This is a genomic window from Polyangiaceae bacterium, assembly GCA_015075635.1.
Lineage (GTDB): Bacteria > Myxococcota_A > Polyangia > Polyangiales > Polyangiaceae > JADJKB01.
The window spans coordinates 786,142-798,134 of record JABTUA010000002.1 but is presented as its reverse complement, the minus strand read 5'-3'; the positions used below and the strand labels follow the sequence as shown (position 1 = coordinate 798,134).

The following is an 11,993-nucleotide window of genomic DNA, read 5'->3' as shown; positions in this document are numbered from 1 at the left end:
GCGGGCGAGAGCCCGGGCGAGAGCGCGGGGTGACCGAGGGCGGGGTGGGGCGCTCCGGAGGAAGCTCGGTCATTCCGTGCCCTCGTCGAGCACTTCCTCGACGAGGCGCATCATCTGCCGATGCCATGGCCCGAGCGGCGCGTCCCGTCGCTCGCGGACGATGCTCAGGCGGGCATCCACGTCGCGTTGGCTTCCCGCGAGCGGATCGCCCTCGTCGGCTCGGAAGAATCGGTCGAGCTCGACGCACTGGAAGCAGACGCCCTGCTGAGCGACGAGAGCGCAGCTCACGTCGTACTTCGCCTTCAGCTGCGCCCTGGCCGACTGGATCCAAGCCTTCGCTTGCCCGAAGCTCGCGCCCATGACGCGCGCGACCTCGTCGACCGTGAAGTCGTAGACTTCTTTCAGGAGTAGCGCGGCCGACTCCTCGCTGCGCAGGTTCCGAAGCGTGCAGGCGAAGCACACGGCGAGGTGGTCCTTCGCGATCGTCTTCAGCTCCGGGGAGCCGGCCATGAGCCGCGACGACGCGACGAATCCAGCGTCCGCTTCGGCGCGACCGCGGGTCTCGCCGAGAACCCCCTCTCGCCAGGTGCTGTGTTTCCGAAGGTGATCGAGCGCGAGGTTCGTGGCGACTCGGAAGAACCACGCGCGCAGCTCCGCGGCATCCTCTGGCAAGCTCTCCTGTTCGAGGGCGCGGACCGCGGCCTGTTGGACCAGCTCCTCCGCGATTTCCTCTCGAACGACGAGCCGCGTCAGATACCCCGTCAGCGCTTTGCGGTTCGACTGGAACGCCGCGGCGACCTGCTCGCCGGCGCTCACGCCTGGCCCTCCACGTCCTCCGGCCACCACGTCCGGATCGCGGCGGCGATTTCGGCGGGCGACTCCTCTTGGACATAGTGGCCGGCCCCGCGGAGCGCAACGGTACGGGACCGCGAGAAGGCCTTCTCGAACCGTGCCCGCTCCTTGTCCCGGAAGGCGATGTCCTCGTCCCCCCAGCAGAGGAGGACCGGCTTGTCGGCGAGCCGTTTCAGCCCGGCTTCCACGGTGGCGAGCAGGGGCGTGCTGCCGACGATCGCCTTGGGAAAGATGTGGGTGGCTTCCCGACGGGCGGCTGTGCTCATGGGTCGGCGATAGGCCTGCATCACCTCGGCGGTGAGCTTCCGGCGCGGTGTGCCGAGAGGGATCATGACGTTCACGAAGGCGTTGAAGTATCGGATCGCGAGGCCGCCGATCGGGCCGCCCATCAGCTGGGAGAATCGCACGAAGTGTGGGTCGTCCGCGACAGGCCACGCCCACGTGTTGAGGACGACGAGGGCGCGAGCGCGCTCAGCGTGCCGGCCGGCGAGGCCGAGGCCGATCGGTCCTCCCCAGTCCTGCACCACGGGGGTGAGCTCGTCCAGCCCGATGCGTTCGACGAATCGCTCGACGACCCCCAAGTGACTCTCGGGCAGGTAGTCGTAGCCCTTGGCGGCGACCGACAGACCGAAGCCGGGGTAGTCCAGCGCGACGCATCGAAAGCGGTCGCGCAAGAGCCCGATGAGGTGGCGGTAGACGAACGACCACGTGGGGTTGCCGTGAAGCATCAGGAGCGTCGGCCCACTGCCCTCGTCGACGTAGTGGATCGTATGGCCGGCCATGCTCACGAACTTGCTCTCGCACGGAAACAGATCCCGGGTGAGCCAACCGGGCCGGACGCAGCGCTCGACGCTCACGCGCCGCTCCGCGCGACCAGAGCCGCGATGGCGTCCGCGGTCTCCGCAGGGCGCTCCTCGGGGACGAAGTGCCCGCACCCCGTCAGTACGCGAAGCTCGGCGCCGAGAGCCTCCGCAGTGCGCTCGCCGACGGCCGTTGGGAAGAATGGGTCTCGGTCGCCCCAGAGGACGAGCGACGGAATCTCGAGCGTCCTGCCGATGCGCTCGACCTCGGCGTAGAGCCCAGGAAGGTCTCGCATGCTGCCGAGGAAGATTCGGCGCGTCGAGCGAACGCCGCGACCCTCGAGAGCGAGCCGATACCGCCTGAAGGGAAACGCTGCTCGGTCGGCCACAGCGACGAGCCACATCGCCATCAGCCCGAGTGTGCCGAACGCGAGTCGGAAGAACAGCGAGCCCAAGACAGGGACCCTCGCGATTCGAAGAGGCGGCGGGATGGGCGTGTCGGGGAACATGTTGGTCGCGGCGACCGTGAGCGATTGGATGCGGCTGCCCAGTCGGCTTGCGACGCGGATGGCCGTGGGACCTCCGAAGTCGAAGCCCACGAGGTGAAGCTTCTCGATGCCGAGCTGCTCGAGGAACTGCACTACGACGTCCGCGTGCTCGGCTGCGTGGTAGTGCGCGGGCGCGTCGGGCGAGCCGCCGAAGCCGAGGAGATCGGGCACGACGACTCGACAGGTCTCCCCCAACCGTCCACCGACCTCCGCGAACGTCCTGCGTGAGCCAGGAATGCCGTGGAGCAATACGACCGTCGGGCCAGACGCGCCGTAACTGTCGTAGGCCAGGGACGGGGCGGCGAGCCTGAGAGCCAGCGCCTGTGAGGGGCCGCGCTCGGCGTCGCTGCGGATGACCGAGCTTCCCATGCCCCTTCAACGGGTGAGGGGCGCGGATCGGATGGAACCGCCAGCGGCCCGCCCCGCGCTGCAACCGATACTCACCGCCTTGCTGCAAGTCCGAGGGGGCTCACTCTGCGCTGCCGAGTCCGGCGAGCATCCGCACGAGCTTCTTGTCGGCTTCCGACGCGCCGCCACGCTTCTCGATCACCTGCAACAGCGCGACGGAGAGGCTCATCGGAGCAACATAGCGGAAAGCGCACCGACCAGGCCATGGGCATTGACCCGATCACGCGCAGCGTGGCTCCCCCTGCACCGGGGTGGGCTCCGCCTCGCCGGTGTGGTCGTCGGGGCACAGCGCTGACAGCGCCGTCAGGGTCGGAGCGGAGTCGTCGCTCGCCGTGCGACCTTTCCCACTTGGCGCGCACCTTGCTGGTCGCGCGACCATGTCGAATCTCGCTCGATGGTGGTGGGTGGGTGCGCTGGGTCTCGCTTGCGGCGCGGGTGGCTGCGGCGACGGCGACGATGACGGGGGCTCCGGCAGCGGCGGCAGCAGCGGCTCGTCCGGACAAGCCGGAGCGGAGTGCGCGGGCGGTGCCGTCTGCGCCGCGGGACAGAGCTGCTGCGTCCCGCTCAGCGGTGCCGCCAGCTGCGCGCAGAGCTGCGGCAGCGACCCGGGGTTCGCCTGCGACGGCCCGGAAGACTGCGCCGGCAATCCGTGCTGCGGCACCCTGACGACTGGGTTTGCCTGCGCGAGCACGGATGCCTGCGAAACCGGGGTCGCACGTCGCTGTCACACCAAGGACGACTGCGCGAGCGGGGAGCAGTGCGTTCCCGTGACCGCTGGCGGGGTCCCCGGTGACAGCTGCGCCAAGATCTGAGTGAAGACCAGCTCGAGACGCGCATTCAGTGCGTCTCCGGGGGTGAGCGAGCTCGCTGGGCGCAAGTCGCGCGCACTCGAGGACGGACGCGCTTCGTCGTTGTTGCGATCGATCAACGTGCTGCCGACTGCTTTCGGTACGCTCCGGATCGGCACATCCCCGACCCGAAGGAGGATGCCATGCAACGAGCACACGGGCAGCGACCGAGCGGTGGCGCTGCTCTCCAGGAAGGTTGGGTCATCGCCAACCACATCCTCGTGGCGTTTCACGTCGCGTTCATCTCTTCGGTGCTGGCCCTCCCGGCCGAGTCACTCCTGAAGGGGCAGGTCCTCGGCTTCATCTTCGTGAGCCCAGAGACGCTGGTCTCGGCGCTGTTCACGTACGTGACGTTCCACTTCTGCATCGCCTGGCACGAGCTCGGCCATTTCTCTACGGCTGCGCGCCTCAACGCGCTGAGCGAGAGCGTGCTCGAGCAGGTCCAGGAGCGGCTGCGAGCTCCGCTCGCCGCGCGGCTCTTCTGGTACGTGAAGCTCGGGCTGCTGATTCCCTACGGCAAGGCTCCGGGCATCAAGCGCGAGGGACTGAACTACTACCCGGACGCTCCCTACAACCTGGCCGTCTCTGCGGCGGGTCCGCGAGCGAGTCGGAATGCAGCGCTGTTCACGCTGCCGCCGGCCATCGCGCTGCTCGCGGTCGGCCTGACCGGCGATCACACCGTGCCCATCTACCTGGGCCGCCTGCTCCTGGGCATTGGTGTGGTCTCGTTCCTCGACTTCAAGCTGGCCGACCCTGGCAAGTACAAAGCATTCCGTGACCGCGAGCGGCAGGCCGAGGAGAAGGCCAGGGCCGTCGGTGAGCTGTCGGGCTGGCTGGCGCAGGCGCCGGAGCTCAAGCGCCGCATGCTCGGGACCCGGATGCAGACGGGAACTCACCCGCGCCTCGGCGCCGTCTCCGCTCCCTGGCAGTTCCGCAACTGCGGGATGGGCGGCCGCCACACCGAGAAGGAGTACCCCGAGTCGAACGTGAGCATGCAGGAGGCGATGTTCCTGATCCTCTCGGCCACGAGCTATCAGGAGGCGCAGGAGCTGACGGTCCGGCTGCAGAACCGGCTCAAGGAGATCATCGAGAAGGAAGAGGGCTGCCGCGTGATGGGCATCGGCCTGGAGGGCGGGCTCGCTCCCTACATCGAGAAGGGGGACTATCCGCTGCCCGAGGTGCGCCTCTGGTCGATGATGAAGCGCGCCATCGCCGACTGCGGTTGCCGTCCGGGTGTGGACGTGGCCATCGCGCTCGATCCGGCGCTGAGCGAGCTCGAGCTGGCGTATCGGGACGAGCACAACGTCCCGGACGCGGTGGGCATGTACCTGTTCTGGCGCGACAAGGCCAAGACGGTGCTCGATCGCGACGGCGTGCTCGAGGTGTACACCCAGGCGATCGAGAAGTACGAGATCCCGCTTCTGTCCATCGAAGACGGCTTCTCCGAGAACGACCACGAGGGCTGGCGCCTGCTCGAAGAGAAGCTCGGCAAGAGCGTGTTCATCATCGGCGACGACCTGGTCACCACCAACGACAAGACCATCGAGCAGGCCGCCGATCAGGGACTGATCAACTGCGCCCTGATCAAGGCCAACCAGATTGGGTCCCTCTACGAGACCTTGCTGGCGATGCTGGTGGCGCTGGGCAAGGGCCTCGAGCTGGTGGTGTCGCACCGTTCGAAGAGCCCCAACGACGACATGGAGGCGCACATCGCGCTCGCGGCCAACTCGCTCGGGCTCAAGGCCGGCGGCGGCGCCAACACCGAGCGGCTGGTGAAGTACCAGGCCGTGTCCGAGCTGCTGCTGAAGCTCGACGAGTCGCTCGACAGCCAGGGGCTCGCCGAGGGCGATCAGGCGCTGGTGCGGAAGATCCGGGGCTACGAGGAGCCGACGAACGCGGGCATTCCCACGGTGGGCAGCACGGCAGAGATCTGGCTGCCCGCGGGCAGCGTCTCGCTGCGTTTCAGGGGCGCGACGCCGCTCGGGACGTCGGCCGGGACCGGCGAGGCCATCCACCTGGTCGACTCCGCCGTCGAGTATGCCGAGCACAAGGAGGTGGTCGACCGCTTCCCCTCGCTGTTCAAGGACGTGGAGCTCGGCGTCCACGCGTTCAAGAAGGGCCTGGACGAGGCCCGCATCCGCGCCGAGGGCGACGACGATCTCACCGAGCTCTACCTTCGCGCGCAGCGCTACGGAGGCAAGGGTTGTCTCGGAGCCGTGGACAACGTGACCCGGATCTTGGCGCCGTGGTTCGAGGGCAAGAACGTGGCGGAGCTCGGCCTGCTCGACCTCGACCGCGCGCTGCTCGGCCTCGAGCTCCGAACCGCCACCCGTCGCGGCAAAATCGCCGAAGATGCCGCGCTGGTAGACCGTATTCGCGTGATGCAGCGCAAGCAGAACATCGGCATGAACGCCATGTTGAGCGTGTCGCTGGCGCTGGGGCGCGCCATCGCTCGCGTGCAGGGCAAGGAGCTCTACGAGCTGTTGCGGGAGGAGATGATGTCCATCGTGGACCGGCTCGCCGCGCTCCACGGTGTGGAGATCGCCGGCAGCCGCTTCGAAGATTACGTCGCAGCGCTGCGCGAGGTGACGGGTCTGCTCGAGCGCGAAGGCAAGCCGCTGCACGACGTGCTGCGCGAGCTCACCGGCATCTATCTCGCGCCGGGCGCCGAGCCCCAGCTGGTGGCGCCGAGCGCCCAGCCGCCACGTCCTCCGCGCAGAGCCCGACCGAAGCCGGAGCCGGAGCCGGAGCTCGTGCCGGAGCTGCTCCCGGTCCCGGCCCAGCGGGCGCCGGAGCTGGCCGCGACGAGCGCGTCGCCGGCCGTCGCGGCGGAGGTGCTCGACTCGATCGCCGAGCGTCTCGGAGCGGGCTACCGCAACGACGCTCATCACGGCCTCGTACACGCCAAGGACCTCCTCGGCCGAGCAGAGCGCCTGGTCGCCGCGCTCGGTGTGGAGCAAGAGGTGGACTGGCGCGTGCTGGCGGCTGCGATTGGCCTGCACGATGTCGCCGCGGAGAAGGCCCCTCACGGAGCCGAAGGAGCGGAGCGCGCGCGGGCGCTGCTGCCCGAGCTCCGGGGGTTCGGCGAGAGAGAGGTCGAGCGCGTGGCCGATGCCATCGTGCTGCACGAAGATCGAAGCTCGGCGGGAGTCGAGCGGCGCAAGCAGGCGGGGCTCGAGGCGCAGCTCCTCTATGACGCCGACCAGCTCGAGGCGTTCGGGCCAAAGGGCGTCTACCGCTACGTCGCCGCCTACGCTCGACGGGAAGCGTCACTCGAGCGCATCCCCGGCGACGCGACCGCTCGCTACGAGTCGCTCGCGTTCGACGCCACGCGCAAGCTCGCCGAGGGGGACTTCGGCTTCACGCGTCGATTCTTCGAACGTCTCGGGAAGGAGCAACCCGCCGGTGATCGCATGGTCGGAGCCGCCGGCGTGGTGCGCTGGATCCGCGAGCACGTGACCGAGCCGCCGGCAGCGCTCGCAGAGCACGCGCTCGGCGAGCTCGCGCGGGGCGAAGGCGACGGCCCCGACGTCGCTTTCGCAAAGGACTACTTCCGCGCGCTGCGGGACGCGTACTCGCCGGCGCGCGCGCTCGCGCCGACCGAGCAGGTGGAGCCGGAGTCAGCAGAATCGGAGCCGCCGGCCAGCGCCGGAGCGCCGAGCCCGGACGCCGCCGTCCTGGCGGAGCTCGACCGCGCGTTGGCCTCGACGCTGCTCGGTGAAAAGCCCGACCTTCAGGCCGCGCTCCGCGGCTACCTCGCGGCCAAGTCACGCCTCGCCCGACCGGAGCGTCCTTTCGGCATCGTGAACAACCGGGTGTTCAGGAGCGGCGAGCAGCTGCTGATCCCATACCTGATCGACAACGAGCTGAGCTTGCATCGCGCCGCGGCCGAGCAGAGCTCGGTGCTCGTCGAGAGGCGCTTCGCCCCCGGCACGATCTTCACGGACGCCCTGGTGCTGCGCGTCGCCGGCGCGAGCGGCGAGCCGATCGACCTCGAGTCCCTGCTCTACTTGGTCCGCCCCGAAGAGACACCGCTGCTTCCCATCGTCCGCATCCGGGACGTCGCGGCTCTGCTCGAGAAGGTCAACGCCACGACCAACCGAAATCATGCGGTGTTCTGGCTCAGGGCGCTCGCGGCGCGGCTCAGCCACCTGTCCGTCAAGGACCTGCTGGGGGCCAAGAACCTGCAGCCCGAGATCCGAGCCCTCACGGCGCAGCTGACCCGCTTCCTGAACGGCCCCCTGCGCCGCCGGCTGTTGCTCCTGTCTCGCCTCGTCGTGCGCAATCTGTCGAGCCTGGTGGGAAAGCCGAACGTGATCGACCGGCTGTGGAACGACACCATCGAGCTGGCCGAGATCCGGGTGCCCGGTAGCGCGGTGGTGAACGAGCTCAGGCGGACGTGCCACCACGCGCTCGGGAAGCGCACGCTGCAGATCGCGCTCGCCTACCGTGAGTTTCTCCAGACCGGCGACAGCGCGGGCCTGGCGAACCTCGGCTTCGGGGAGCCGAGCAAGGCCGACCACGACGCCCGCGGCAAGGGCGAGCCGCTCGAGATCTTGGAACGCGTGGTCGACGACCTGCAGCGCTTGCTCGGCACCTCGCAGATCGTCAAGCGGATCGAGGAGTGGCAGGAATCTTATGCCGAGGTGCTCACCCGCTGCGAGTTCGGGAGCTCGATCGAACAGGAGCTCGAGACCATCGTCGAGAAGGGTCTGATCGAGAAGAACCGCTGGGTCTACTACCATCACCTGCGCATTCTGGAGGGCAAGACCCAGAGCTTCTGGTGGCCCGAAGGCCTTGGCGGAGAGCTGAGAACGCGCATCGCCGAGGCCGCGCAGCAGAAGCCCGACGAGGCCGGCTTCGACCGCGAGTCCACCGAGCGCGCGCTGCGCGAAGGCGTGGAGGCCTTCGTGCGCGAGATCCGCGCCGCCCACCAGGACGAGCTGTTCAACGCCCTTGCGCAGACGCTGGAGGCGCACGAGGCCGAGCGCTTCTTCGAGGCGTTCGACAAGACGCGCACGGCACGCGCGCTGATCGTGAAGCTGATTCAAGACGCGGCCTTCGACGAGCAGCGCTACTACCTCTGTCAGCTCGAGGGACTGCTCGAAGAGATGGGCTACCTCGCGCTCCGGCACGTGGCCACGAGTTATCACGAGCACGGGGTCGACCTCGCTCAGTGCGTCGAGATCATCCGGATGTGCGCGACGAACCTGCGCTTCGACGGGTTGTTCTCGCGTGAGCTGAACGACTTCGGCGTGATGCTCGCCGATCCGATGCGCAGCGACGAGGAGCTCTTGAACGTGCTCGAGAACATCGAGCGCGTCTACCACCGGGTGCGCCAGCGGGTGACCATGCCGTACGAGAAGATGCAGGAGCGCCTCGGGCTGCAGCCCGGCGACCTGCGGCAGATCCTCGCCAACATCCAGCGCTACATGCACGACCTCAACTGCATGGTGAGCTTCTCGGACTTCGCCGCGACGTTCGTGCGCGCGCGGCTCGCCCGGGGGGAGCCGCTGCGCAAGCCGCGGCCCGAGCTGGACCTCGCACGAGTCACCGACCCGGTGCTCCACATCTCGCACCGTGCAGCGATCGCCGAATGGGTGCGAGACGAGAGCGGGACACGCAGCCTGCGGGAGCGTTACGGCGGCAAGGGGAGCGGGCTCTGCTACATCAGCTACCTGAACGTCCCGACCCGCGACGGCTTCGTCTTGCCCACGAGCTACGGCCGAGCAGGCCTCCAGCGGCGCGATCCGGCGCGGTTGCGCCGCGAGCTCGCCGAGCACTTGGCCATTCTCGAGCGTGACGTCAGTCGGCGCGACGGCGTCGAGAAGCGCTTCGGCGTGGTGGAAGAGAGCCCGATGGTGCTCGCGGTGCGCGGTGGCTCGGTCTTCAGCATGCCCGGCATCCTCTCCACCGTGGTGTTCGTCGGCATGAACGACGCCATCGCCGAGAAGCTCGCCGCGGACGGTCCCTGGCGAGCCTACGACTCGTACCGGCGCTTCCTGGCATCGTATTCCGGCGCGGTCTGGGGCGTGGACCTCGAGCAACACGATCTGGTCGAGAAGGCCAAGCAGCGCCACGGCGTGCGCTACAAGCACGAGCTGCCCTGGGAGGCGATGAAGGAGGTCGCCGACGAGTCCAAGCGCCGGCTGCGCGAAGCCGGCTACGGCAGAGAGCTCGACGCGGCGCTGGCCGACCCGTTCTCACAGCTGGTTTGCGCGGTGAACGCCGTCTACGCCTGCTGGGACGCGGACACGGCGAGCCGCTTCCGCGAGATCAAGGGCCTTTGCCACAGCTGGAGCACGGCCGTCATCGTGCAAGAGATGGCGTTCGGGAACAGCGTCAACGACAGCATCGAGCCGGGAATGGACGAGACGCGCGCCTCTCTGACCGGTGTCATCACCCGGACGTTCCCGACGAGCGCCGGCGTGCGGGCGTTCGACGGCGAGGTCAAGTTCTCGGCCGCCGGGGACGATCTGGTGAGCGGCGTCACCTTCGCCGACTCGTTCCGCCCGATCGGCGAGCTGGAGACCTTGATGCCCATGCTCGAGACGCGGCTCAAGCACGCGGTAGCGAAGATCCGGCGCTTCATGGGCACCGACCAGGAGATCGAGTTCACGGTGGAGCGGGGCGTGCTGAGCGTGTTGCAGACGCGACGTGCGGAGGCGCGCATCGACCAGGCGACGGACCGCTTTCTGGAGCCCGGCGAGCCCGCCACGCGCGGCCTCGGAGTGCGCGGCGGCGGCTTCCGCGGGCTGGCGGTGTTCGACGACGCCGATCTCGCCGAGTTGTCCAAGGTCGATCTCAGTCAGCGCGACGACGTGGACGGGTTGTTGCTGATCATCGAGAACCCGACGCCAGACGACATCCCGCTGATCATCTCCGCGGGTGGGCTGCTCACCGCTCGCGGCGGCTCGACCTCGCACGCGGCCGTCGCGTGCAACGGGCTCGATCGTGACTACTCGGGCGTGGTCAGCGGTCAGAACCTGAGCGTCTTCGGGGACCGGCACGAGGCCCTGATCCGCGATGCTCAGGGCAACGTGCTCCACCGCATCAAGAAGGGGGACGTGGTGAGCATCCACGGCACGACCGGCGAGGTCTACGTCGGCTCACGGCGAAAGCAGCTCGCGGCGAGCTGAGGGGTCCGAGTCGCGGTGCAGGCCTCGAGCGCCGCGCTTTCGACGTCCTCCCGCGCCCGCGCCGACTAGCTCGGCTGCGGATACACTCGGCGGATCAGGCGGCCCACCGTGAGCCCTTGCACGATGATCGAGAAGATGACGATGCCGTAGGTGACGGTGAGGACGGCGTTACGGCCCTCGAACTCGGGAAGCTTCATCGCGAGCGCCACCGAGATGCCGCCCTTCAAGCCCCCCCAGGTGAGGACACGCACGGTGCCGGGGTCGATCTCGCGCCGGAGTCGCAGAATGGCGATCGGCAGCGCCACACCGACGAATCGAGCGAGCAACACGCCCGGGATCAGGCACGAGAGGACCATCCAGTAGCTCTTGCGAGAGTAGTCGATCGCGAACACCTCGAAGCCGATCAGCAGGAACAGGACCGCGTTCAGCATCTCGTCGATGAACATCCAGACCACGTCCAAGCTCTGGGCGGTCCGCTCGCTCATGGCGTGCAAGCGACCTCGGTTGCCGATCAACAGGCCCGCGGCCACCGCCGCCAGGGGCGCGGACACGTGCGCCCTGCTCGCCACGACTCCGATCGCGAACACCGTCGCCACCGACATGAGAATCTCGAGATTGGGCTCGTCGAGCGTTCGAAATCCGCGATAGCAGACCCAGCCCAGCGCTAGCCCGAGCGCGACACCACCCACGATCTCCTTGACCAGCAGCGAGACGATCTTGCCGGTGCCGAGCGCCTCTTCTGCGGCCCCGGGGGCGGCAGACATCGTCGCGACTCCTGCGCCGACCAAAATCGTGAACAGCACGACGCCCGTGCCGTCGTTGAACAGGCTCTCGCCGATGACCTTGACCTCAAGCTGCTTCGGCGCCTTGGCAGCCTTCATGATCCCGAGCACGGCGATCGGATCGGTCGGCGAGATCAGCGCGCCGAACGCCAGGCACCAGATCCAGCCGATTTCCACCCCGAACGCGCGGAACCCCAGGAACGCGATGCCGCCGGCGACCGCCGTGCTGATGACGACGCCCACCGAGGCCAGCGCGCTGATCGTCGCGATGCGCTCTTTCAGCTGGCTGAGGTCGGTGTGCAACGCACCGGCGAAGAGCAGCAGGCTCAGCATGCCGCTGAGAACGGTCTCGGAGAAGTCGATCCCGATCACCACCCGCCGGACCATCTCGGCGGCACCCCACGCGGGAACCAGCGCATCCAGCACGAGCACTCCGCCCGACGCGAGCAAGCCGCTCACCATCAAGCCGATCGCGAACGGCAGCTTGAGCACGTGATGGTTCACGAAGCCAAAGGCCGCGGCCAGCACCAAGAGCAGCGCAGCGGCATCGAGAAACGCCATCAGTTCACCTTGCCTTCCGGTTCCCTCGGCGAGCACCCACGCCCGCGAGCGTCCG

At 68.4% G+C, this 11,993-nt stretch carries 6 protein-coding genes; 2 read left to right on the top strand and 4 right to left on the bottom strand.

The window, feature by feature from the left end; genetic code table 11:
* Positions 1 to 69: 69 nt before the first annotated feature.
* The 3 genes from HS104_19900 to HS104_19890 all read right to left on the bottom strand — a co-directional run bounded on the left by HS104_19900 (position 70) and on the right by HS104_19890 (position 2,569).
* Entirely contained in the window at positions 70 to 816 is a 747-nt protein-coding gene (locus HS104_19900) for an RNA polymerase sigma factor (protein MBE7482228.1), read from the bottom strand.
* Positions 813 to 1,634: an alpha/beta fold hydrolase gene (locus HS104_19895; GenBank protein MBE7482227.1), complete on the bottom strand. Its 822-nt coding sequence runs from the start codon at positions 1,632 to 1,634 to the stop codon at positions 813 to 815. Before HS104_19895 ends, HS104_19900 begins: the two co-directional genes overlap by 4 nt.
* Before the next feature lie 71 nt (positions 1,635 to 1,705).
* Complete coding sequence (locus HS104_19890; GenBank protein MBE7482226.1) at positions 1,706 to 2,569, bottom strand: alpha/beta hydrolase; 864 nt, start codon at positions 2,567 to 2,569, stop codon at positions 1,706 to 1,708.
* 416 nt (positions 2,570 to 2,985) lie between these two features.
* Here HS104_19890 and HS104_19885 point away from each other — a divergent pair, with 416 nt between their 5' ends.
* Together HS104_19885 and HS104_19880 are read left to right on the top strand one after the other, a co-directional pair.
* Complete coding sequence (locus tag HS104_19885; protein ID MBE7482225.1) at positions 2,986 to 3,420, top strand: hypothetical protein; 435 nt, start codon at positions 2,986 to 2,988, stop codon at positions 3,418 to 3,420.
* A 179-nt stretch (positions 3,421 to 3,599) separates the two neighbouring features.
* The gene (locus tag HS104_19880; protein ID MBE7482224.1) at positions 3,600 to 10,595 is read left to right on the top strand and encodes a hypothetical protein; all 6,996 of its coding nucleotides are present in this window, start codon (positions 3,600 to 3,602) and stop codon (positions 10,593 to 10,595) included.
* Positions 10,596 to 10,660: 65 nt separating this feature from the next.
* Here HS104_19880 and HS104_19875 read toward each other — a convergent pair whose 3' ends face one another.
* A complete protein-coding gene (locus HS104_19875; protein ID MBE7482223.1) occupies positions 10,661 to 11,938 on the bottom strand; it encodes a sodium:proton antiporter in 1,278 nt (425 codons plus the stop codon).
* Positions 11,939 to 11,993 lie beyond the last annotated feature (55 nt).